Annotated in this window: 20 protein-coding genes; 13 read left to right on the top strand and 7 right to left on the bottom strand. The window is 72.7% G+C overall.

Annotation, left to right across the window (positions count from 1 at the left end; translation table 11 throughout):
- Window positions 1-80 precede the first annotated feature (80 nt).
- The 5 genes from ACFYTE_RS24745 to ACFYTE_RS24725 form a co-directional block, all read right to left on the bottom strand.
- On the bottom strand, window positions 81-944 hold the full coding sequence (locus tag ACFYTE_RS24745; RefSeq protein ID WP_388714290.1) for a phosphatidylinositol-specific phospholipase C/glycerophosphodiester phosphodiesterase family protein: 864 nt from the start codon (window positions 942-944) through the stop codon (window positions 81-83).
- A gap of 184 nt (window positions 945-1,128) precedes the next feature.
- Window positions 1,129-2,214, bottom strand: coding sequence for an acyl-CoA dehydrogenase family protein (locus ACFYTE_RS24740; RefSeq protein ID WP_388714287.1), 1,086 nt, complete (start codon window positions 2,212-2,214; stop codon window positions 1,129-1,131).
- On the bottom strand, window positions 2,211-3,392 hold the full coding sequence (locus tag ACFYTE_RS24735; RefSeq protein WP_388714284.1) for an acyl-CoA dehydrogenase family protein: 1,182 nt from the start codon (window positions 3,390-3,392) through the stop codon (window positions 2,211-2,213). Before ACFYTE_RS24735 ends, ACFYTE_RS24740 begins: the two co-directional genes overlap by 4 nt.
- Window positions 3,389-4,366, bottom strand: coding sequence for an NADPH:quinone oxidoreductase family protein (locus tag ACFYTE_RS24730; RefSeq protein WP_388714281.1), 978 nt, complete (start codon window positions 4,364-4,366; stop codon window positions 3,389-3,391). Before ACFYTE_RS24730 ends, ACFYTE_RS24735 begins: the two co-directional genes overlap by 4 nt.
- A gap of 291 nt (window positions 4,367-4,657) precedes the next feature.
- Window positions 4,658-5,284 carry a helix-turn-helix domain-containing protein gene (locus tag ACFYTE_RS24725; RefSeq protein WP_388714278.1) on the bottom strand — a complete coding sequence of 209 codons (627 nt, stop codon included), beginning with the start codon at window positions 5,282-5,284 and terminating at the stop codon, window positions 4,658-4,660.
- 78 nt (window positions 5,285-5,362) lie between these two features.
- Between ACFYTE_RS24725 and ACFYTE_RS24720 the strand changes: the two genes are divergently transcribed.
- The 8 genes from ACFYTE_RS24720 to ACFYTE_RS24685 all read left to right on the top strand — a co-directional run bounded on the left by ACFYTE_RS24720 (window position 5,363) and on the right by ACFYTE_RS24685 (window position 13,857).
- The gene (locus ACFYTE_RS24720) at window positions 5,363-6,355 is read left to right on the top strand and encodes an NAD(P)/FAD-dependent oxidoreductase (protein WP_388714275.1); all 993 of its coding nucleotides are present in this window, start codon (window positions 5,363-5,365) and stop codon (window positions 6,353-6,355) included.
- Window positions 6,356-6,384: 29 nt separating this feature from the next.
- Window positions 6,385-7,923, top strand: coding sequence for an ATP-dependent DNA ligase (locus ACFYTE_RS24715; protein WP_388714272.1), 1,539 nt, complete (start codon window positions 6,385-6,387; stop codon window positions 7,921-7,923).
- Entirely contained in the window at window positions 7,920-8,390 is a 471-nt protein-coding gene (locus ACFYTE_RS24710; RefSeq protein ID WP_388714269.1) for an NUDIX domain-containing protein, read from the top strand. The genes ACFYTE_RS24715 and ACFYTE_RS24710 overlap by 4 nt, the downstream gene beginning before the upstream one ends.
- 103 nt (window positions 8,391-8,493) lie before the next feature.
- A complete protein-coding gene (locus ACFYTE_RS24705; RefSeq protein ID WP_388714266.1) occupies window positions 8,494-9,879 on the top strand; it encodes an NADP-dependent succinic semialdehyde dehydrogenase in 1,386 nt (461 codons plus the stop codon).
- 25 nt (window positions 9,880-9,904) lie between these two features.
- Window positions 9,905-10,138, top strand: a complete 234-nt coding sequence (locus tag ACFYTE_RS24700) for a DUF6213 family protein (RefSeq protein ID WP_351733442.1) — start codon at window positions 9,905-9,907, stop codon at window positions 10,136-10,138.
- Between the two features lie 914 nt (window positions 10,139-11,052).
- Window positions 11,053-12,105: a type III polyketide synthase gene (locus ACFYTE_RS24695; protein ID WP_388714262.1), complete on the top strand. Its 1,053-nt coding sequence runs from the start codon at window positions 11,053-11,055 to the stop codon at window positions 12,103-12,105.
- Window positions 12,106-12,113: 8 nt separating this feature from the next.
- Window positions 12,114-13,328 (top strand): cytochrome P450, encoded by a 1,215-nt coding sequence (locus ACFYTE_RS24690; protein ID WP_388714260.1) that lies wholly within the window; start codon window positions 12,114-12,116, stop codon window positions 13,326-13,328.
- 7 nt (window positions 13,329-13,335) lie between these two features.
- On the top strand, window positions 13,336-13,857 hold the full coding sequence (locus tag ACFYTE_RS24685; RefSeq protein WP_388714257.1) for a cupin domain-containing protein: 522 nt from the start codon (window positions 13,336-13,338) through the stop codon (window positions 13,855-13,857).
- A gap of 236 nt (window positions 13,858-14,093) precedes the next feature.
- Here ACFYTE_RS24685 and ACFYTE_RS24680 read toward each other — a convergent pair whose 3' ends face one another.
- Window positions 14,094-15,320 (bottom strand): acyl-CoA dehydrogenase family protein, encoded by a 1,227-nt coding sequence (locus tag ACFYTE_RS24680; protein ID WP_388714254.1) that lies wholly within the window; start codon window positions 15,318-15,320, stop codon window positions 14,094-14,096.
- 169 nt (window positions 15,321-15,489) lie between these two features.
- Between ACFYTE_RS24680 and ACFYTE_RS24675 the strand changes: the two genes are divergently transcribed.
- Window positions 15,490-16,131, top strand: a complete 642-nt coding sequence (locus tag ACFYTE_RS24675) for a TetR family transcriptional regulator (RefSeq protein WP_388714253.1) — start codon at window positions 15,490-15,492, stop codon at window positions 16,129-16,131.
- A 110-nt stretch (window positions 16,132-16,241) separates the two neighbouring features.
- Here the strand turns inward: ACFYTE_RS24675 and def are convergent, their stop codons facing one another.
- Window positions 16,242-16,781: a peptide deformylase gene (gene def, locus ACFYTE_RS24670; RefSeq protein ID WP_388714249.1), complete on the bottom strand. Its 540-nt coding sequence runs from the start codon at window positions 16,779-16,781 to the stop codon at window positions 16,242-16,244.
- 151 nt (window positions 16,782-16,932) lie between these two features.
- Here def and ACFYTE_RS24665 point away from each other — a divergent pair, with 151 nt between their 5' ends.
- The 4 genes from ACFYTE_RS24665 (at window position 16,933) to ACFYTE_RS24650 (ending at window position 21,501) form a co-directional block, all read left to right on the top strand.
- Window positions 16,933-18,171: a MurT ligase domain-containing protein gene (locus tag ACFYTE_RS24665; RefSeq protein ID WP_388714246.1), complete on the top strand. Its 1,239-nt coding sequence runs from the start codon at window positions 16,933-16,935 to the stop codon at window positions 18,169-18,171.
- A 31-nt stretch (window positions 18,172-18,202) separates the two neighbouring features.
- A complete protein-coding gene (locus ACFYTE_RS24660) occupies window positions 18,203-18,931 on the top strand; it encodes a type 1 glutamine amidotransferase (RefSeq protein WP_388714243.1) in 729 nt (242 codons plus the stop codon).
- Between the two features lie 253 nt (window positions 18,932-19,184).
- A complete protein-coding gene (locus ACFYTE_RS24655) occupies window positions 19,185-20,210 on the top strand; it encodes a 6-phosphofructokinase (RefSeq protein WP_388714240.1) in 1,026 nt (341 codons plus the stop codon).
- A 340-nt stretch (window positions 20,211-20,550) separates the two neighbouring features.
- Window positions 20,551-21,501, top strand: coding sequence for a cytochrome c oxidase assembly protein (locus ACFYTE_RS24650; protein ID WP_388714237.1), 951 nt, complete (start codon window positions 20,551-20,553; stop codon window positions 21,499-21,501).
- Window positions 21,502-21,520 lie beyond the last annotated feature (19 nt).

Here is a 21,520-nt window from a genome sequence, read left to right as displayed (position 1 = left end):
GTTCGGCCGCAAGTGTGGCGTAGCGGAGGGTTCGTCCGGGCGGCTGACGTGTCCCCCGATCGAGTGGTGTTCCGGTGCCGCTACGCCACGGCGTGGGCGTCCAGGAACGCTTCGAGGCCCGCGAGGTCGTCGGTGTTGAGGTAGTCGACGCCGGCGGCGAGCAGTTCGGCCCACAGCGCGTCCCGGGCCGGGCCCGCCGTGTCCGGGGTGGCCCAGAAGCGGACCTGCTGCCCGCGCGCGTGCGCCGCCCCCACGATGCCGCGCAGCTTCTGCCGCTCGGCGGCCGGGAACGGGCCCTCGCCCAGCCAGCTGAAGTTGAGCGTCCAGTTGTCGCTGATCAGCGGGATGAAGGAGGCCGGTGCCGAACTGCCGAGGTCGGTCAGCCGGCCGTCGTAGAACGCGCGGCGCTCGCTCTGGGCGGCCATCGGCGTTCGGGCGGCACGGTCACCGGAGATCACCGCGGTGACCGGCCCGTGGTGCACCCGGCCGTGCGCGTAGCTGGTGAACAGGTGCTTGTAGCGCCGCAGATGACGGTCGAGTTCGAGGTAGGTCGAGGAGCCCTCGGTCTTGATGTCGATGAGCAGTTGCAGGGGCCTGCGCGCGCCGCGGTACACCGCGCCGTGGTGGGCCCGCACGCGGGCGGCAAGGGGGTCGAGGTACAGGGATTCGAGGGTGCGGGACGGGTCGAGGTCGGTCACGTCGTGGCCGATGAGGAGTTGGTCGCCGACGAGGAAGATGTCGGCCTCCACGCTGCCGAAGCGGTGGTCGAGGGCGTCGAAGAGGGGACGCGGATGCTCGTAGTCGTTGTGGGCGTGGGCGCGCCACAGCGGACGCGGGCCGCGCGAGGCGTCGCCCGCCCACGCCTGCGCGGCGGGCAGGGCGACCGCGCCCGCGAGGGCGGCGCCGAGGGTCGTGAGGGCTCTGCGACGAGTGGTGAGGGCCATGCTCTGCCTCCCTGGTGGGGCCGGGTGGGACCGAAGGGAGTATGCGTGCCGTCGTGGCCCGAGTGACCTGTTCGTGCGGGGAGTTGGCCGGACCGCCGCCGTGCGTTCACTTCGCCCGCATGGGACACCCGGGGACAGCCCGCCCCAGCGGGGGCGGGCTGCCGCCGTGTGCCGCCGGGCCGGGTCAGGGTGCTCGCAGGTCGACCAGTTCGGCGAGCGCCGCGCGGTGCGCGCCCGCCGTACCGAGGGCGATCGAGTCGGCCTTGGCCCGCTTGAGGTACAGATGGACCGGGTGCTCCCAGGTCATCCCGATACCGCCGTGCAGTTGCAGTGCCTCCTCGGCGGCACGCGCCGCGACGGGCGCCGCGTACGCCTGGGCGACGGCGACCGCGACGTCGGTGTCCGTGCCGGTGGCCAGCGCGTCGGCGCCGGCCCGCGCGGCGGCCCGGAGGTTGACGACCTGGAGCCACAGCAGGGCGAGCCGGTGCTTGAGCGCCTGGAATCCGCCGACCGGCCGGTTGAACTGCCTGCGTTCCTTGAGATGCCGGACCGTCTCGGTCAACGCCCATTCCGCGATGCCCAGTTGCTCGGAGGCGAGCAGTCCGGCGCCGACGCGCAGGGCCCGTCGTACGGCGGGTTCGGCCTCGCCGAGACGGCGCGCGCCCCGCACTCCGTCGAGGACGACACGGGCAACCGGCCGGGTCAGGTCCAGGGACACCTGCGGAAGGACGGTCACGGCGGCGGCGTCGACCGCGTACAGACCGTCGTCGTCGGCGGGCACCAGCAGCACGTCGGCGCCGGCCGCGTCGGCGATCCCGGTCAACTCCCCGTGCAGCGCGCCGTCTTCGAGCCGCACCCGCCTGACGGGGGCGCCCGGTGCGGTGTGCCAGGCGACCGCGAGCGCGCCGATCGCCGTCGCGGACGCCAGTTGGGCCAGCAGGTCGTCCGCGCCGCAGGCCAGCAGCGCCTCGGTGGCCACCACGGCGCTCGTCAGATACGGCACGGGCGCCACGGCCCGCCCCAACTCCTCCAGGACGACGGCAGCTTCACGGTGGGTGGCGCCCTGGCCTTCGAGTTCCTCGGGCACCAGCAGGCCGGCCAGGCCCATGGCGCCGGCGAGCGACTTCCACAGCGGCACGTCGTGCGGGGCGTCCGACTCGGTGCGGGCGATGACGTCCGCCGCGGCGCAGTGGTCCGTGAGCAGACGGCAGACGGCGGCGCGCAGCGCCTCTTCCTCCGGCGAGTAGAGCAGGTCCGGATCGGTGCTCATCGGGCCAGGTCCTTCCAGGCGATGTCCTTGTCGGTGCGGGGCTCGGCGGGTAGTCGGAGGACCCGCTCGGCGACGATGTTCAGCAGGATCTCGCTGGTCCCGCCCTCGATGCTGTTGCCCTTGGCGCGCAGGTAGCGGTAGCCGGCCTCGCGGCCGGTGAAGTCGACGAGTTCGGGGCGGCGCGGCGTCCAGTCGTCGTACAGCAGGCCCTCCTCGCCGAGGAGTTCCACCTCCAGGGCGCTGATCTCCTGGTTGAGCCGGGCGAAGGCGAGCTTCATGCCGGAGCCCTCGGGCCCTGGCTGGCCCGCGACGAGTTGCTGGCGCAGGCGTTCGGCGGTGAGGCGGGCCACCTCGGAGTCGACCCACAGACCGAGCAGGCGCTGGTGCAGGTCGTGGGTGCGCAGTTCGGGGCGTTCCCGCCAGGTCCCGGCGACCGGGCCGATCATGCCGCCCTCCCGGGGCAGCCGCATGCCGCCGATGGAGACACGCTCGTTCATGAGCGTGGTCTGCGCCACCCGCCAGCCGTCGCCGACCGCGCCGAGGCGGCGGGAGTCGGGGATGCGGACGCCGGTGAGGAAGACCTCGTTGAACTCGGCCTCGCCGGTGATCTGGCGCAGCGGCCGCACCTCGACGCCGGGGTCGGTCATGTCGCAGACGAAGTAGGTGATGCCCTGGTGCTTGGGCACGTCCGGGTCCGTGCGGGCGATCAGGATGGCCCAGCGCGCGAGGTGAGCGCTCGACGTCCACACCTTCTGCCCGTCGACCACCCAGGTGTCGCCCTCGCGGACGGCGCGGGTGCCGAGCGCGGCCAGGTCGGATCCGGCGCCCGGCTCGCTGAACAGCTGGCACCAGACCTCCTCGCCCGTCCACAGGGGGCGCAGAAAGCGCCGCTGCTGCTCCTCGGTGCCGTGGCGCAGGAGGGTGGGCGCCGCCATGCCGAGGCCGATGCCGATCCGCCGCGGGTCGTTGTCGGGGGCGCCGGCGGCCTCCAGTTCGGCGTCCACGACGGCCTGGAGCGCGCGGGGGGCGCCGAGGCCGCCGAGTCCCTTCGGGTAGTGCACCCAGGCCAGTCCCGCGTCGAAGCGGGCCCGCAGGAAGTCGAGGCGTCCGCTGCTCGCGGGCGGCTGCCCGGCCAGCAACGCGCGGGTACGGCGGCGCAGTTCCTCGGCGTCGGTCATGCGCCGGCCCCGTTCTCCGGTGCCGGTACGACGGCTACCCGGCCGGTGGTCACGCCGTCGGCGACGCGCTGGACGGCTGCCGCGGCCCCGTCGAGCGGCACCCGTGCGCTCACCAGCGGCCGGATCGCACCCCGCGCGGCCAGTTCGGTGAGCTGTTCGTGGCAGTGCAGGACCAGTTGGGGGTCCTTGGCGCGGTACAGGCCCCAGTGCAGGCCGAGGACCGAGTAGTTCTTCACCAGGGCGTGGTTGAGCGCCGGGCTCGGGACGGTGCCGCTCGCGAAGCCGACGACGACGATGCGGCCCTCGAAGGCGACGGTCTTCGCGGACTGGGCGTAGGCGTCGCCGCCGACCGGGTCGTAGACCACGTCGGCGCCCCGGCCGCCGGTGGCCTGCTTGACCGCGGCGACGACGTCCTCGGCGCGCCGGTCGATGACGGTGTCGCAGCCCAGTTCCCGGGCGACGGCGGCCTTGTCGGCGCTGCCCACGACGCCGATGACCGTGGCGCCTGCCGCCTTGCCCAGTTGGACGGCCGCGCTGCCGACCCCGCCCGCGGCGGCGTGCACGAGCAGGGTCTCGCCGGCCTCCAGGCGGGCCCGGCGGTGCAGGCCGAACCAGCCCGTCTGGTAGCCGATGTGCAGCGCGGCGGCCTCGGCGTCGTCCAGCGCGGCGGGCGCGGGCAGCAGGGTGGCGGCGTCGGCGACGGCGTACTCGGCGAAGCCGCCGTGCGGCAGCGCCGGGGTGGCGATCACCCGGCGGCCGTCCGCGGTCTCGCCGCAGATCTCCACTCCCGGGGTGAACGGCAGCGGCGGGCGCACCTGGTACTGGCCGCGGCACATCAGCGCGTCCGGGAAGTTGACGCCCGCGGCGCGCACCCGCAGCAGGACCTGGCCGGCGCCGGGCGTGGGCCGCTCCGTCTCCGTCAGCCGCATCACCTCGCTCGGTTCGCCGATCTCGTGCACGTGCCATGCCTGCATGCGGGACCTCCACGGGACTGCGTCGGCTGACCGGGCTCGACCGCATACTAAGCGGTCGCTTGCCAACCTGGGAACAGTCGACCCGAGTCACCGCGCTCGCCGTGGGCCGCCTCGGCCGGACGGTCCGCCGGCAGACGGGTGGAGGACGGGGTGCTCAGCCCCGCGGACACGGCGACGAGCTGCATGCGGCGCCGTGTCCCTTCGCGGCCGCCGCGGCGGCGACCCGGGCCGCGTGCAGCCGCCGCCGGCCGCGGACAGCCGCCAATCACCGCCAGCCGTCGCCAGTCGCCGTCAGTCGTCCTCGGCGCGCCGTGTCGGCCGCGCCCGTACGTGCATCCGCTCGCCCTGCGGCCCGAAGAGACTGAGGAACTCCACCGGCCCCTCCCCCGTCGAACCGAACCAGTGCGGGACCCGGGTGTCGAACTCCGCCGCCTCCCCCGCCGCGAGCACCACGTCGTGCTCGCCGAGCACCAGCCGCAGCCGCCCGGAGAGCACGTACAGCCACTCGTAGCCCTCGTGCGTGCGCGGATCGGGCTCCTGGCTGCGCTGCGGTTCGAGCACCTTGAAGGCCTGGAGCCCGCCGGGCTGACGGGTCAGCGGCCAGTGCGTGCGTCCGTACCGCTCGATCGGCCTGGCCGCCGGCACCCGGGGGTCGCCGACCGGCGGGGCGCCCACCAGTTCGTCCAGCGCCACCTGGTGCGCCCGCGCGATCGGCAGCAGCAGTTCCAAGGAGGGCTTGCGCAGGCCCGCCTCCAGGCGCGAGAGCGTGCTCACCGAGATACCGGTCGCCGCCGAGAGCCCGGCGAGCGTGGCGCCCCGCTCCTTGCGGATCCGCCGCAGGCGCGGGCCGACCTCGGCGAGTACGTCGTCCGTGTCGTCGTCCGCGCGGTCCATGGCACGGTCGTTCGCGTCAGTCATGGATCCATTGCAGTTTCGGCAAACGCGTTTGTCAACGCGGCAGCGTGCGGGCGACTGTCTCCGTGGAGGTGGTCGACCATGACCGAGAAGACCGAAAAGACCCAGAAGACCCAGGAGACGGACAAGACGGAAACCTACGAGGCGATCGTCGTCGGCGGCGGGGCGGCCGGGCTGTCCGCCGCGCTGGTCCTGGGGCGCGCCAGGCGCCGCACGCTGGTCGTCGACGCGGGTGAGCCGCGCAACGCGCCCGCCGCGCACATGCAGGGCTATCTGACCCGCGACGGCATGCCGCCCGCCGAGTTCCTGGCCGCGGGCCGCGCGGAGATCGCGCGCTACGGCGTGGAACTGGTCCGGGACCGCGCGGTGGACGTGACGCGCGACACCGGTTTCGGCGTGACGCTGGCCGGCGGCGGGACGGTGCGCGCCCGGCACCTGGTGGTGGCGACCGGGCTGCGTGACGAGCTGCCGCCGGTCGACGGGGTCGCCGAGCGTTTCGGCCGGGATGTGCTGCACTGCCCCTACTGCCACGGCTGGGAGGTGCGGGACCGGGCGTTCGGCGTGCTCGCGACCTCCCCGTCGAGCGTCCACCAGGCGCTGATGGTGACCCAGTGGTCGAAGGACGTGACCTTCTTCCTGCACCGGGTCGCCGAGGACGAGCTGTCCGACGAGGATCTGCGCAGGCTGGCGGCTGCCGGGGTACGGGTGGTCCCGGGCGAGGTCGCGGGGCTCGCGGTCACCGACGACCGGCTGACCGGGGTGCGGCTGGCCGGGGGTACCCCCTTTGGGGAAGGCACGGTCCACGACCGCGAGGTGCTGTTCGTGGCGCCGCGGGCGGTGCCGCAGACCGATCTGCTGGTACGGCTGGGCGCCGAGATGCGCGAGACGCCCTTCGGCACCTTCCCCGTGGTCGACGAGCGGGGCCTGACGAGCGTGCCGGGCCTGTGGGCGGCGGGCAACGCGAGCGGCTTCGCCGAACAGGTGGTGAACGCGGCGAGCCGCGGCTACCGGGCGGGCGCGGCGATCAACGGGGAACTGCTCTTCGCCGATCTGGACGCGGCCGTCGGGGTGTAGTCCCGGCGCCGCCGTTGCACCATGGCTGCATGCTGCTGGCCCGGCTCGCCCATGTGTCCCGGGAGGTCGCGGCCACCGCGGCCCGGTCCCGGAAGACCGCCCTGCTCGCCGAACTGTTCCGGGACGCGGAGCCGGACGACGTGCCGATCGTCATCCCGTATCTGGCGGGCCGGCCGCCGCAGGGCCGGCTCGGCGTCGGCTGGAAGGTGCTCGGCCGGCGCGTGCCGCCGGCCGCGGAGCCGTCCCTCACCGTGCGCGAGGTGGACGCCCGCCTCACCGAGCTGGGCAAGCTCGCCGGACCCGGCTCGCAGGCGGAGCGCACCCGGCTGGTCGGCGCGCTGCTCGGCGCGGCCACCGAGGACGAACAGCGCTTCCTGCACGGGCTGCTCACCGGCGAGGTGCGCCAGGGCGCCCTGGACGCCGTCGCCGTGGAGGGCCTGGCGCAGGCGACCGGGGCGGACCCGGCGGAGGTCCGGCGGGCGGTGATGCTCGCCGGGTCGCTCAAGGCGGTCGCCGCGGCGCTGCTCGCGGACGGTCCCGGCGCGCTGGACCGGTTCCGGCTCACCGTCGGCCGTCCGGTGCAGCCGATGCTGGCGCGGACCGCCGCCTCGGTCGCGGAGGCCGTCGAGAAGCTGGGCGCCTGCGCGGTCGAGGAGAAGCTCGACGGCATCCGCGTCCAGCTGCACCGGGACGGCGACTCGGTGCGCATCCACACCCGTACGCTCGACGACATCACCGACCGGCTGCCCGAGGTGACGGCCGCCGCCCTGGAGCTGACGGGCGAACGGTTCATCCTGGACGGCGAGGTGATCTCCTTCGACCCGGCGGGCCGGCCCCGGTCGTTCCAGGAGACGGCCGGGCGGGTCGGCTCCCGGGTGGACGTGGCACGGGCCGCCCGGGAGGTCCCCGTCTCCCCGGTGTTCTTCGACGCCCTCGCGGCCGGCGACCGCGATCTGCTGGACCTGCCGTTCGCCGAGCGGCACGCCGAGCTGGCCCGGCTGGTGCCCGAGCCGATGCGGGTGCGCCGGGCCCTGGTGGCCGGCCCCGAGGACGTCCGGGAGGCGGAGCGGTTCCTCGCCGAGACCTTGGAACGCGGCCACGAGGGCGTCGTGGTGAAGGCGCTGGACGCGCCCTACAGCGCGGGCCGGCGCGGGGCGTCCTGGCTGAAGGTCAAGCCCGTGCACACCCTGGACCTGGTGGTCCTCGCCGCCGAATGGGGACACGGCCGCCGCACCGGCAGGCTCTCCAACCTGCACCTGGGCGCGCGCGGCCCGGACGGCGGCTTCGCCATGCTCGGCAAGACGTTCAAGGGCATGACCGACGCGATGCTCACCTGGCAGACCGAGCGGCTGCGCGAGCTGGCCGTCGCGGACGACGGCTGGGTGGTCACCGTACGCCCCGAACTCGTCGTGGAGATCGCCTACGACGGCCTGCAGCGGTCCTCCCGCTACCCGGCCGGTGTCACCCTGCGCTTCGCCCGTGTGATCCGCTACCGCGAGGACAAGCGGCCGGAGCAGGCCGACACCGTCGAGTCGCTGCTCGCCGCGCACCCCGAGGTGCGGCCGTGACCGGCCGGCGCAGCGCGGGCCTGTTCGTGTTCCGGCACGCCGAGGACGGTCTGGAGGTGCTGCTCGGCCACATGGGCGGCCCCTTCTTCGCCCGCAGGGACGCCGGGGCGTGGACCGTGCCGAAGGGCGAGTACGGGGCCGACGAGAGCGCCTGGGACGCGGCCCGGCGCGAGTTCCAGGAGGAGCTGGGCCTGCCGCCGCCGGACGGTGCGGCCCTACCGCTCGGCGAGGTCAGACAAGCGGGCGGCAAGGTCGTCACGGCGTGGGCGGTGGAAGGGGACCTGGACCCGGCGGACGTGGTGCCCGGAACCTTCCGGATGGAGTGGCCGCCGCGCTCCGGGCGGCCCCGGGAGTTCCCGGAGCTGGACCGGGTGGCCTGGTTCGGGCTCGACCGGGCCGGGCAGCTGATCGTGCGGGCGCAGGCCGCGTTCCTCGACCGGCTGGCTCAGCTCGCGGCCGGCCGGTGAGCGCCGCCCCGAGGGGCGGCGGAGCGCCACGGCCTGCACGCCTTGCGGAGCCCTGCGCCGCGCGGGAAGGTCGTAGCACAGACCGCTCCGAGGGAGGTCGGCCATGCCCATCGCGACGGTGAACCCGGCGAACGGCGAGACGCTCAAGACGTACGAGGCCATGGGCGAGGAGGAGATCGAGCGCCGGCTCCAGCTCGCCGAGGCCACGTTCCGCACCTACCGGTCGAGCGGCTTCGAGGACCGCGGACGGCTGCTGCTCCGGGCCGCGCACCTCCTGGACGAGGACACCGAGGACATCGCGCGGACCATGACCACCGAGATGGGCAAGCCGCTCGGGCAGGCCCGCGCGGAGGCCGCGAAGTGCGCCAAGGCGATGCGCTGGTACGCCGAGCACGCCGAGGAACTGCTGGCCGACGAGGAACCCGCCGGCTCCGACGCGCGGGACTCCGGCGCGTCACGCGTGCGGGTGCGCTACCGGCCGCTCGGGCCGGTGCTCGCGGTGATGCCGTGGAACTTCCCGCTGTGGCAGGTGATCCGGTTCGCCGCCCCGGCCCTGATGGCGGGCAACGTGGGCCTGCTCAAGCACGCCTCCAACGTGCCCCAGACCGCCCTCTACCTGGAGGACCTCTTCCACCGGGCGGGCTTCACCGAGGGCTGCTTCCAGACCCTGCTCATCGGTTCCGGGGCCGTCGCCGACGTGCTGCGCGACGAGCGCGTCAAGGCCGCCACGCTGACCGGCAGCGAACCCGCCGGCCGGGCCGTCGCCTCCGTCGCCGGCCAGATGGTGAAGAAGACGGTGCTGGAGCTGGGCGGCAGCGATCCGTACATCGTCATGCCGTCCGCCGACCTGGACCGGGCCGCTCAGGTCGCGGTGACCGCGCGGGTGCAGAACAACGGGCAGTCGTGCATCGCCGCCAAGCGGTTCATCGTGCACACCGACGTCTACGACGCCTTCGCCGAACGGTTCGTCGCCGGGATGCGGGCGCTGACGGTCGGCGATCCGATGGCGAAGGACACGGACGTCGGCCCGCTCTCCACCGAGCGGGGTCGGGCCGACCTGGAGGACCTGGTCGACGACGCACGGCGCGGCGGGGCGGAGGTCCTGTGCGGCGGTCACCGCCCGAAGGGGCCCGGCTGGTATTACCTGCCGACCGTGCTCGCCGGGATCACCCGCGAGATGCGCATCCACCGCGAGGAGGCGTTCGGGCCGGTCGCCACGCTCTACCGGGCCGACGACCTCGACGAGGCGGTACTGATCGCCAACGACTCGCCGTTCGGGCTCAGTTCGAACGTGTGGACGCGGGACGAGGCCGAGACCGACCGGTTCGTGGCGGACCTGGAGGCGGGCAGCGTGTACGTGAACGGGATGACCGCCTCCCATCCGGCGTTCCCCTTCGGCGGGGTCAAGCGGTCCGGGTACGGGCGTGAGCTGTCCGGGCACGGGATCCGCGAGTTCTGCAACATCACCACGGTATGGCAGGGTCTGTGACCTTTCCGGGGCTACGATCCGATCTGTGAACCGCGAAGTGACCCTGCCTCTGATCGTCGACGACCGCGGTGCCCTGCAGGTGGCCGCGGCCGACGTGAGCAAACTGCTCCGCACGGTGGGCGGCCGGTGGCTGCGACTGGTCGAGGCCGGGCAGGACGGGCTCGACGAGGACACGGTGGCCGCGCTGACGATCGAACTCGCGAAGCTGGCCGACCGCATCGACGTGGCCTGCATCGCCCACAGCAGCGGCCCGCCGTAACGCGCGCTCCGCGCCGGCGGCGGCAGCCGTCCGTGAGCGCGCTCGCGGCAGGCTGCGCCCCCTTCACAGCACGCTCCGCAACAGCCCTCCTGCGTCCGGTACAGCTTCCGCAGAGGGGGACGCTCTCCTTGTCGAGGCGGCCCGTGTCCGGGGCCGCCTGCACGGATGCGGTCACCCGCGGGTGCGCCTCCGGGGAACGGTCACGCGAGAAGTGGGCGCGGCTCTGTCCGGCGAGCCGTGGTGACGGCGCAGCGAGTCCGCGATGCGGGCGTGATACCCGCTCGGCGCAGCGAAGTTGGCGGTCGCCGCGCGCGCGGACGGCGAACAGCTCACCGCCCGGGCCGACCCCATCCACCGCGAACTCGACGTCCAGGAGTCCGACTTCCTGCGCGGCCCCCAACCCTCCGGTGGGGCAACCCGATCTGTCCCTCGACGATGCAGCAGTCGGCCGCCGACGGCAAGGCGCGGCCTCCGGCCGGGGCATGCCCCGGCCGGGCGCCCGCGCCTCCTCGCACTCGGCCGGCAGAGTGAAGAAGGTGGTCGACTTCGGCCGGTCGGCGGCCCGTTGGGCCGGGTGCGGGACAGCGCGCCGGTGCGCGGCCGCCGTCCCTCGCCGCTCCGGGGCCGGCCGGGCGAGCGCGACCCGGCTCACCCGGCGCTCCGTGATCATCGCCACGAGCCGATTCGCCCTCGGCTCGTGGACCGGCCAAAAGGTCGTGGAAGCCAGTGATTCCTTGGCCGTTGGCGGCATCGCGTCCACCGCCGGGGCGCCGTGGGCCGAGGTCCGTTTACGACTCGTGGTCCCCGGTTCGGAGTAACCCGGCGCGAGATCGTCGCCCCGTCGGGCGAACCTGAGGACACCACCTTCTCACCGGTGGGCGAAGACCCCCGGACGGCGAAAGCAGGGACGGCTCATGGCGACTTTGTGCAGACCCTCGGTGTCCGTACCAGAGAACGTGATCACGATGGAGGAGACACTGGAACTGGCGCGTACGCGTCACGCGGACCATCCGCAGCTGCCACTGGCCCTCCGACTGATCGAGAACACGGGCGTACGCACCCGGCACATCGTGCAGCCCATCGAGGAGACCCTGAAGCACCCGGGTTTCGAGGAACGCAACAAGCTCTACGAGGCGGAGGCGAAGGCCCGGGTCCCCGCGGTGATCCAACGGGCACTCGACGACGCGGAACTCCTGACCTCTGACATCGATGTCATCGTCTACGTGTCGTGCACGGGCTTCATGATGCCGTCGCTGACCGCGTGGCTGATCAACGAGATGGACTTCCCGAGCACCACCCGGCAGCTGCCGATCGCCCAGCTGGGCTGCGCGGCCGGCGGTGCGGCCATCAACCGGGCCCACGACTTCTGCACGGCCTACCCCGAGTCCAACGTCCTCATCGTGGCCTGCGAGTTCTGCTCGCTGTGCTACCAGCCCACCGACCTGGGCGTCGGCTCGCTGCTCTCCAACGGCCTGTTCGGCGACGGCATCGCCGCGGCCGTGGTGCGCGGTCAGGGCGGCACCGGCGTGCAACTCCAGCGCAACGGGTCCTACCTGATCCCGAAGACCGAGGACTGGATCGCCTACGACGTCCGCGCGACGGGCTTCCACTTCCTGCTGGACAAGCGGGTCCCCACCACGATGGAACCGCTCGCCCCGGCGCTCCAGGACCTCGCGGGCACCCACGGCTGGGACGCGTCCGCGCTGGACTTCTACGTCATCCACGCGGGCGGACCCCGAATACTCGACGACCTCAGCAAGTTCCTGAAGGTCGAACCGCACGCGTTCCGGTTCAGCCGGTCCACGCTGACCGAGTACGGCAACATCGCCAGCGCCGTGGTGCTGGACGCGTTGCGCCGGCTCTTCGACGAGGGCGGCGCCGAGGACGGGGCGCGCGGGCTGCTCGCCGGCTTCGGGCCCGGCATCACCGCCGAGATGACCGTGGGCAGCTGGGTGCAAAGGGGCTGAGCGACGACATGGCGGAAGAGACACTCGCCGGGTCCGTGCCGACGGTACGGAACCGGCCGGCGCCCGAGCCGACCGGGATCGACGTCGACCCGGTGCTCGACGAGCTGATGCGGGAGGGTCCGGTCACCCGGATCCGACTGCCGGGCGGCGAGGGCTGGGCCTGGCTGGTCACCCGGTACGAGGACGTGCGGGCGGTGGCCGACGACCCCCGGTTCGGCCGCGAGGCGGTCACGGACCGGCAGGAAACCCGGCCGGCCCCGCATGTCGTCCCGTCCCGTGGCGCGGTCGCCTTCCGCGACCCGCCCGGTCACACCCGGCTGCGCAGCTCGGTGGCGCCCGCGTTCACCGCGAAGGGCGTGGAGCGGATCCGCGACAAGGCCCGTGCCCTGCTGGACGAGCTGGTCGACGACCTGCTCCGGGCGGGCCCGCCGGCCGATCTGACCGCGGCGGTCCTCGGCCCGTTCCCCATCGCGGTGATCTGCGAGCTGATGGGCGTTCCCGGTGCCGACCGGCAGGACATGCACACCTGGACGCGGCAGATCCTGTCCTGCGCGCAGGGCGAGCAGGACGGCGAGCGGGCCAAGGACGAGATGTACGGGTACTTCGCGGACCTCATCGGGGTGCGCCTGGACAGTGCGGCCGAGGACGTGGCCTCGCTGCTCGGCGGCGCCGTGGGCCGCGGCGAGGTGTCGCTGGAGGAGGCGGTCGGGCTGGCCGTCCTCCTGCAGATCGGCGGCGAGGCGGTCACCCACCACAGCGGTCGGATGCTCTACCTGCTGATGACCCGCCCCGATCTGCTCGAACGGCTGCGCGCCGAGCCGGAGATCAGGCCCCGGGCCGTCGACGAGCTGCTGCGGTACGTCCCGCACCGCAATGCGGTCGGACTGCCCCGGATCGCCCTGGAGGACGTCGAGATCGGGGGCGTACGGATCCGGGCCGGCGACCCGGTCCATGTGTCGTACCCGGCCGCCAACCGCGACCCGGACGTCTTCCCCGACCCGCGGACCGTCGACTTCGACCGGGCCCCCGACGCGCATGTGGCGTTCGGCTCCGGCCCGCACCACTGCCCCGGCGGCCTGCTGGCCCGGCTGGAGTCGCAACTCCTGGTGGACGCCCTGCTGGAGCGGATACCGGGGATGCGGCTCGCGGTGCCGCCGGATGAGGTTCCGTTCCGCAGCGGCGCGGTGGTCCGCGGCCCCGAGACGCTGCCCGTGATGTGGTGAGGTGACGATGACCGCGACGGAGGGGCTGCTCGTACCGCCGGGACACGGGCGCATCGTCCAGGCGCCGGCCCAGCGCGTGACGTTCAAGGTGACCGGCACGCACTCGCGGACGGCCTCCACCTTCGAGGTGGAGGTCCCGCCCGGGTTCGACGTCGGCGCCCATGTGCACACGCGCAGCGAGGAGCTGTTCTACGTGCTGGAGGGCGAACTGGACGTGCTGGCCTTCGAACCGCGGGTCCGCACGCCCGACAACTGGCGCAAGTGGGAGTCGTCTTCCGGCAACAGGGTGGTGCGGGCGACGCCCGGCACCGTCATCGTGGTGCCGCCGGGCTGCCCGCACGCCTTCGCCAATCCGACGGACAACCCCGCGAAGATGTTCTTCCAGGCGTCTCCCCCGCCCGATCACGAGCGGTACTTCGAGGAGTTGCTGGAGATCCTGGGCGACGGGGGCCCGCCGGACCACGACGCGATCGAGGCGCTGCGCAAGCGCTACGACATCGAACAACTGACTCCGCTACGGCACAAGTGATCCAAGGCCCCGCCCGGGAGCCGCCGCGACCCGTCACGGGCCGCCCGGCGCCCGGGCGGGCAGCCTTTTGCGTCGCCTCGCCGCGGCGGCGGCCCTCGCCGTCGGGCGGTCGGATCCGGTGGACCGGCCCCTGCCGCATCAGTTCGTCGAGGACCCCGCAGAGCGGCTGGGCGACGTCCTCGGCCACCGCGTGGCGGCCCGGCGATACCCCCGGATCCGCGCCGGGGTCTGTGTCGTCAGCGGATCGGCATGCCCGACAGGGTGCGGGCTATCACCAGGCGCTGGATCTCACTGGTGCCTTCGAAAATGGTGTAGATGGCGGAGTCCCTGTGCATCCGCTCCACCGGGTACTCGCGGGTGTATCCGTTGCCGCCGAGGATCTGGATCGCCTGGGCGGTGACCTTCTTCGCGGTCTCGCTGGCGAACAGCTTGGACATCGAGCCCTCGGCCGCGGTGAACGGCCTGCCGTTGACGGCCATCCAGGACGCCCGCCACACCAGCAGCCGCGCCGCGTCGATCTGGGTGCGCATGTCCGCGAGCTGGAAGGCGATCCCCTGGTTGTCGATGATCGGCCGGCCGAACTGCTCCCGCGTCCGCGCGTAGTCGAGGGCCACCTCGTACGCGGCCCGGGCCGTGCCCACGGCCATCGCGCCGACCGCCGGGCGGGACGCCTCGAACGTGGCCATCGCCGCGTTCTTCACCCGCTCGCCGCCCGCCCGCGCCCGCTCCCTGGCCCGTGCGAGCCGCTGGTCCAGCTTCTCCTTGCCGCCGAGCAGGCACGAGCCGGGTACGCGGACGTCGTCCAGGACGACCTCGGCGGTGTGCGAGGCGCGGATGCCGTGCTTCTTGAACTTCTGGCCCTGGGTGAGCCCCCGGGTTCCGGGCGGCACGATGAACGAGGCGTGCCCCTTGGAGCCCAGCTCCGGGTCCACCTGGGCGACGACGACGTGGACGTTCGCGATGCCGCCGTTGGTCGCCCAGGTCTTCGTGCCGTTGAGCACCCACTCGTCCTTGGCCTCGTCGTACACGGCACGCGTGCGCATCGAGGCCACGTCGGAGCCGGCGTCGGGCTCGGAGGAGCAGAAGGCCGCGACCTTGACGTCGGTCGCGTCGCCGTACATCTGCGGGATCCAGGTGCCGATCTGCTCCTCGGTGCCGTTGGCGAGGACACCCACGGCGGCGAGGCCGGTGCCGACGATGGACAGGGCGATGCCGGCGTCGCCCCAGAACAGTTCCTCCATGGCCATCGGGATGCCGAGCCCGGTGGGGTCGAAGTACTGCTGGGCGTAGAAGTCGAGGGAGTAGATGCCGACCTTGGCCGCCTCCTGGATGACCGGCCAGGGAGTCTCCTCACGCTCGTCCCATTCGGCGGCCGCGGGGCGGATGACGTCGGCGGCGAAGCCGTGCAGCCACTCCTTGACCTCCTTCTGTTCGTCGTTGAGCTCCATGGTGAACTCGGCCATGTCCCCTCCAGCGCGGCACGTGCATGTTACTTGCGGTAACAGGAGTCTGTTACCGGCTGGTAGGAAAAGTCAACTCCCACCGGCCCGTCGCCCTCCCGTTCGATGTCAGGGGCACCGACAGTGTTAGTTTGCGCAGGCGTCACCGAATCACCACGGGTGGGGAGATCACATGGACACCACGCAGCGGACCGACCAGCAGCGGTCCGCCGACCGCCGACGGCGGGAGCTGCTGGAGGCCGCGGACAGAGTGGTGCTGCGTGATGGCCCGAAGGCCTCGATGAACGCCATCGCCGCGGAGGCCGGCATCACCAAGCCGATCCTGTACCGCCACTTCGGCGACAAGGGCGGCCTCTACGCGGCCCTGGCCAAGCGGCACACGGACGCGCTGCTCGATTCGCTGCGGGCGGCGCTGGACGCCCCGGCGGAGCGGCGGGAGCGGGTCGAGTCCACTCTGGACACCTATCTCGCGGCGATCGAGTCCCGGCCGCAGGTGTATCGCTTCCTCATGCATCCGGCGGAGGGCTCGCAGAGCGATCAGGGCTTCGACGTCGGCAGGCACAGCGCTCCGCTGCTGCGGCGGATGGGCGAGGAACTGGCCCAGGTCATCGAGGAACGGCTCGACCTGGGGCCGGGCAGCCAGCAGCTGGCCCGGGTGTGGGGCCACGGGATCGTCGGCATGATGCACGCGGCCGGCGACTGGTGGCTGGGCGATCGCCCCTGCTCACGCGCGGAGTTGGTGAAGAGCCTGGCCGACCTGCTGTGGGGCCGACTGGCCGCGGCAGCCGACAAACTGGGCAGCCCAGGCTTCTGACCCCCACGACAGCGCCCCAAAGGGGCGCGGGGAACTGCGCGACCAGCCACAACGCACCCGCACCCACCCCACGACCCGACACACATCCGCACACCAACGACACACCGCGGTCAGGGATGCCACGGCGCGCGCCTCACCCGGCGGAGCAGACGCGTGCGGCGCCAGCCCTTGACCCGGTCCGCGTACACCCCGCCCTCCAGGTGGTCCCACTCGTGCTGCAGGCACCGGGCGAAGAACCCCGTGCCGTGCACGGTGACCGGCTCGCCGGTCACCGAGAAACCCTCGACGACCGCGTGGTCGTACCGCTCCGTCGCCGCTTCGAGGCCCGGCAGCGACAGACAGCCCTCGGGGCCCCGCACCACCACCCCGTCCGCCGTCACCAACCGCGGGTTGACGACATGCCCCAGGTGACGCACGTCCTCGTCGTCGGGACAGTCGTAGACGAACACCCGCAAGGACACGCCGACCTGGTTCGCCGCGAGCCCCACCCCGCGCGCCGCGTACATCGTCGCGAACAGGTCCTCCACCAACTCCGCAAGCCCCGCCCCGAAGTCGGTCACCTCCGCGCAACGGGCGTGCAGCACCGGGTCGCCGTGCAGGGTGAGGGGCCGGACCCGCCCGCGGGCTCCCCGGATCGAACCGTTTCGCATGGCCGCAAGGGTACGGTTCCCTGGGCCCACACCCCGCCGCGCAGGCGTGGGCCGGGATTCGGGTGTGCGAACGGATCTCGATAGGCTGACGTCCACACCACGTTGCCGGATGGCTCAGGCGCGGCGCGTACGCAAGGAGGATCGAGAACTGATGGCAGGCAACTCGGACCCGCTCACGCCGCGGGCCAAGCTGGCCGTGACCGCGGGCAAGGCGGTCGCGGCGGCGTCCCGCGCCGCCGGGCGCGGCAGCGGATCGGTGATCGGTGGCCGGGTCGCGCTGAAACTCGACCCCGACCTCCTCGCCCGGCTCGCCCAGAACCTGGACGTCGTCCTGGTGTCGGCGACCAACGGCAAGACCACCACCACCCGGCTGATCGCCGAGGCGCTGCGCGCCGCGGGCCCGGTCGTCTCCAACGCGCTCGGCGCCAACATGCCGGCCGGCATCACCTCGGCCCTCGCGGGCGGTTCGGACGCGCGCTACGGCGTGATCGAGGTCGACGAGAAGTACCTGGCGGGCGTGGCCCGGGACACCGACCCGAAGTGCATCGCGCTGCTGAACCTCTCCCGCGACCAGCTCGACCGGGCCGCCGAGACCCGGATGCTCGCCGAGAACTGGCGCGAGGGCCTTTCCGGTTCCAAGGCCGTCGTCGTCGCCAACTGCGACGACCCGCTGGTGGTGTGGGCCGCCTCCTCCTCGCCCAATGTGATCTGGGTCGCGGCCGGCCAGATGTGGAAGGACGACGCCTGGTCCTGCCCGTCGTGCGGCGGTGTGATGCAGCGCCCCGGCGACGACTGGTACTGCGGCGAGTGCGGTTTCCGCCGCCCGACGCCGAGTTGGGCGCTGTCCGGGGACCACGTCCTCGACCCGCACGGTTCCGCCTGGCCGATTCACCTCCAGCTGCCGGGCCGTGCCAACAAGGCCAACGCCGCCAGCTCCGCGGCGGTCGCCGCCGTCTTCGGCGTGCCGCCGCAGGTCGCCCTGGAGCGCATGTACCAGGTGCAGGCCGTCGCCGGGCGCTATGACGTCGTCCAGTTCCTGGGCCGCGATCTGCGTCTGCTGCTGGCGAAGAACCCGGCGGGCTGGCTGGAGACCTTCTCCCTGATCGACCCGCCGCCCACCCCGGTGATCCTCTCCGTGAACGCGCGCGGCGCCGACGGCACCGACACCTCCTGGCTGTGGGACGTCGACTACACCCGTCTGACCGGTCACCCGATCGTCGTCATCGGCGACCGGAAGCTGGACCTCGCGGTGCGTCTGGAGGTGGCGAACCAGCACTTCCAGGTCTGCGACAGCCTCGACCAGGCGGTCCAGCAGTCCCCGCCGGGCCGCATCGAGGTCATCGCGAACTACACCGCGTTCCAGGACCTGCGCCGCCGGGTCGGAAACTGACGGCACACTCGACACAAAGGACGATCACCTCATGAGCGACAACAGCCTGCGTCTGGTGTGGATCTACCCGGACCTGCTGAGCACCTACGGCGACCAGGGCAACGCGCTCGTCGTGGAGCGCCGGGCCCGGCAGCGCGGACTCGACGTGGCCCGGCTCGACGTGCGCAGCGACCAGCCGATCCCGACCTCCGGCGACATCTATCTGATCGGCGGCGGCGAGGACCGGCCGCAGCGGCTCGCGGCGGAGCGGCTGCGCCGCGACGGGGGTCTGCACAAGGCGGTGGAGAACGGCGCGATCGTCTTCTCGGTGTGCGCGGGCTACCAGATCCTCGGCCACGAGTTCATCAACGACCTCGGCCAGCGCGAGCCCGGCCTCGGCCTGCTCGACGTGGTCTCGGTGCGCGGCGAGGGCGAGCGGTGCGTCGGCGACGTCCTCGGGGACGTCGACCCGCGCCTGGGCCTGCCCCAGCTGACCGGTTTCGAGAACCACCAGGGCGTCACCCACCTCGGCCCCTCGGCCCGCCCTCTCGCCCAGGTCCGGCTCGGCCGCGGCAACGGCACCGGGGACGGCACGGAGGGCGCGTACAACGACACCGTCTTCGGCACGTACATGCACGGGCCGGTACTCGCCCGCAACCCGCAGATCGCCGATCTGCTGCTGAAGCTGGCGCTCGACGTGAACGCGCTGCCGCCGGTGGACGACCGCTGGTACGAGGCGCTGCGCAACGAGCGGATCGGCTCGGCGCAGCAACCCGCGTGAGCGCTGCGCTGGCTTGAACGTTCCGCCCCGCCGAGGGGACGTCGTTGTGCGGCTGCGGGGGCGTTGTGGCTGGTCGCGCAGTTCCCCGCGCCCCTTCGGGGCGCTGTTGACAGCCCGTCCGCTCACATGTGCGGGCGCGTCCAGCAGGCGGACGGGCGCTGGGGAGCGACCCCCTCGCGCCGGTAGGGTGGCCGGGATCGAGCCGGACAGCGTGGTCCGGCCCCCGGCCCACGTCGAGAAGGTATTTCGGGCTATGCGCATTGGTGTGCTCACCTCCGGCGGCGACTGCCCCGGCCTGAACGCCGTCATCCGGTCCGTCGTGCACCGCGCCGTCGCCGACCACGGCGACGAGGCCATCGGTTTCCGGGACGGCTGGAAGGGCCTGCTGGAGTGCGACTGGCTCAAGCTCGACCTCGACGCCGTCGGCGGCATCCTCGCCCGCGGCGGCACCATCCTCGGCTCCTCCCGGGTCCAGCCGTCCCATCTGCGGGACGGGGTGGAGCGGGCCCGCGGCCATGTCGCGGAGCTGGGCCTCGACGCGATCATCCCGATCGGCGGCGAGGGCACGCTGAAGGCGGCCCGGCTGCTCTCGGACAGCGGCCTGCCCATCGTGGGCGTGCCGAAGACGATCGACAACGACATCGCCGTCACGGACGTCACCTTCGGCTTCGACACGGCCGTGGGTGTCGCGACCGAGGCCCTCGACCGGCTCAAGACCACGGCGGAGTCGCATCAGCGCGTGCTCGTCGTGGAGGTCATGGGGCGGCACACCGGCTGGATCGCGCTGCACTCCGGCATGGCGGCCGGCGCGCACGCCATCGTCGTACCGGAACGCCCTTTCGACATCGAGGAGTTGGCGCGCCGGGTCGGGGAGCGCTTCGAGGCGGGCAAGCGGTTCGCGATCGTGGTCGCCGCGGAGGGGGCCAAGCCGAGGGCCGGCACCATGGACTTCGACGAGGGCGGCCGGGACGTGTACGGGCACGAGCGGTTCGCCGGGATCGCCCGGCAGCTGTCCCTCGAACTGGAGGAGCGGCTGGGCAAGGAGGCCCGGCCGGTGATCCTCGGGCATGTGCAGCGCGGTGGGACGCCCACGGCGTACGACCGGGTGCTGGCGACGCGGTTCGGGTGGCATGCGGTGGAGGCCGTGCACCGTGGGGAGTTCGGGAGGATGACGGCGCTGCGGGGTACGGACATCGTGACCGTGCCGTTGGCTGAGGCCGTGGAGACGCTGAAGACGGTGCCGGTGGAGCGGTACGACGAAGCGGAGTGTGTGCTTTAGCGGGGGGCGCCGTGGGGGTGGGGGTTCGTTGTCAGGTGCGGGGTGAGTGGGGTTGAGTGCGCAGTTCCCCGCGCCCCCCTCGGGAGGCCGCCGTTGGGGGTGTTCTTTGTGGCCGGGTGCGGGCTCAGTGTCGCTGAGCGCGCAGTTCCCCGCGCCCCTCGGGGGACCGCCGTGGGGGGTGTTCTTTGTGGCCGGGTGCAGGCTCAGTGTCGCTGAGCGCGCTGTTGTTCGGGCTTCTGGTGGGGGGTGGGCTGACCCCGGGCGTGGGTGGGGGGTGGGGCGGTTCTAGGCTGTCTCGGGACGGACAGCGTACAAACCCCACGAAACAGGAGCCTGCGGAATGGATCACAGCGGGCATGGCATGACCATGGATCTGCCGCCGTTCACCCTCGGACGAGGGCTCGGGTGGTCGGCGGATCCGTTCTTTCTCGTCGCCTGTCTGCTGGGGCTCGGCCTGTACGCGTGGGGTGTCGTGCGGCTACGGCGGCGCGGTGACGCATGGCCGATCGCACGGACCGTCTCGTATGTGCTGGGTGTGCTCACCATCGTGCTGATGATGTGCACGAAGTTGAACGACTACGGCATGGTCATGTTCAGCGTGCACATGGTGCAGCACATGGTGATCAGCATGCTGTCGCCGATCCTCATCCTGCTGGGCGCCCCGGTCACCCTGGCGCTGCGCGCCCTGCCGGTCGCGGCCCGGGGCCACAAGGGTCCGCGCGAGCTGCTGCTGGCGCTGCTGCACAGCCGCTACATGCGGATCGTCACCCACCCCGCGTTCACCATCCCGATGTTCATCGCGAGCCTGTACGCGTTGTACTTCACCCCGCTGTTCGACTTCCTGATGGGCTCGAAGACCGGGCACATCGCGATGATGGTGCACTTCCTCGCCGTGGGTGTGGTGTTCTTCTGGCCGATCATCGGCATCGACCCGGGCCCGCACCGGCCCGGACATCTGATGCGGATGCTGGAACTGTTCGCCGGTATGCCGTTCCACGCGTTCTTCGGCATCGCGCTGATGATGGCGTCCACGCCGATGGTCGACACGTTCCGCAACCCCGCGGCCTCGCTCGGTATCGACGCGCTCTCCGACCAGAGCGCCGCGGGCGGCATCGCCTGGGCGTTCAGCGAGATCCCGTCGGTGCTGGTACTGATCGCCCTGCTGTTCCAGTGGTACGGCTCCGAGCAGCGGCAGGCCAGGCGCACGGACCGGGCCGCCGACCGGGACGGCGACAAGGAGCTGGAGGCCTACAACGCCTATCTGGCCTCGCTCAACGCCCGCCAGGACTGACCCCGGACCGGCGGGCGCC

This window comes from Streptomyces sp. NPDC004629 (assembly GCF_042873595.1).
Lineage (GTDB): Bacteria > Actinomycetota > Actinomycetes > Streptomycetales > Streptomycetaceae > Streptomyces.
The sequence above is the reverse complement of the archived record's forward strand: the minus strand, read 5'-3'. Positions and strand labels throughout refer to the sequence as shown.

What these genes read in the sequence shown, in the direction of transcription:
- ACFYTE_RS24650 (WP_388714237.1), top strand. Translation starts at nt 20,551, where the DNA reads ATGGATCACAGCGGGCATGGCATGACCATGGATCTGCCGCCGTTCACC.
- ACFYTE_RS24680 (WP_388714254.1), bottom strand. Translation starts at nt 15,320, where the DNA reads ATGGCCGAGTTCACCATGGAGCTCAACGACGAACAGAAGGAGGTCAAG.
- ACFYTE_RS24730 (WP_388714281.1), bottom strand. Translation starts at nt 4,366, where the DNA reads ATGCAGGCATGGCACGTGCACGAGATCGGCGAACCGAGCGAGGTGATG.
- def (WP_388714249.1), bottom strand. Translation starts at nt 16,781, where the DNA reads ATGCGAAACGGTTCGATCCGGGGAGCCCGCGGGCGGGTCCGGCCCCTC.
- ACFYTE_RS24705 (WP_388714266.1), top strand. Translation starts at nt 8,494, where the DNA reads ATGCCCATCGCGACGGTGAACCCGGCGAACGGCGAGACGCTCAAGACG.
- ACFYTE_RS24745 (WP_388714290.1), bottom strand. Translation starts at nt 944, where the DNA reads ATGGCCCTCACCACTCGTCGCAGAGCCCTCACGACCCTCGGCGCCGCC.
- ACFYTE_RS24720 (WP_388714275.1), top strand. Translation starts at nt 5,363, where the DNA reads ATGACCGAGAAGACCGAAAAGACCCAGAAGACCCAGGAGACGGACAAG.
- ACFYTE_RS24715 (WP_388714272.1), top strand. Translation starts at nt 6,385, where the DNA reads ATGCTGCTGGCCCGGCTCGCCCATGTGTCCCGGGAGGTCGCGGCCACC.
- ACFYTE_RS24665 (WP_388714246.1), top strand. Translation starts at nt 16,933, where the DNA reads ATGGCAGGCAACTCGGACCCGCTCACGCCGCGGGCCAAGCTGGCCGTG.
- ACFYTE_RS24690 (WP_388714260.1), top strand. Translation starts at nt 12,114, where the DNA reads ATGGCGGAAGAGACACTCGCCGGGTCCGTGCCGACGGTACGGAACCGG.
- ACFYTE_RS24660 (WP_388714243.1), top strand. Translation starts at nt 18,203, where the DNA reads ATGAGCGACAACAGCCTGCGTCTGGTGTGGATCTACCCGGACCTGCTG.
- ACFYTE_RS24740 (WP_388714287.1), bottom strand. Translation starts at nt 2,214, where the DNA reads ATGAGCACCGATCCGGACCTGCTCTACTCGCCGGAGGAAGAGGCGCTG.
- ACFYTE_RS24735 (WP_388714284.1), bottom strand. Translation starts at nt 3,392, where the DNA reads ATGACCGACGCCGAGGAACTGCGCCGCCGTACCCGCGCGTTGCTGGCC.
- ACFYTE_RS24725 (WP_388714278.1), bottom strand. Translation starts at nt 5,284, where the DNA reads ATGACTGACGCGAACGACCGTGCCATGGACCGCGCGGACGACGACACG.
- ACFYTE_RS24695 (WP_388714262.1), top strand. Translation starts at nt 11,053, where the DNA reads ATGGCGACTTTGTGCAGACCCTCGGTGTCCGTACCAGAGAACGTGATC.
- ACFYTE_RS24685 (WP_388714257.1), top strand. Translation starts at nt 13,336, where the DNA reads ATGACCGCGACGGAGGGGCTGCTCGTACCGCCGGGACACGGGCGCATC.
- ACFYTE_RS24655 (WP_388714240.1), top strand. Translation starts at nt 19,185, where the DNA reads ATGCGCATTGGTGTGCTCACCTCCGGCGGCGACTGCCCCGGCCTGAAC.
- ACFYTE_RS24675 (WP_388714253.1), top strand. Translation starts at nt 15,490, where the DNA reads ATGGACACCACGCAGCGGACCGACCAGCAGCGGTCCGCCGACCGCCGA.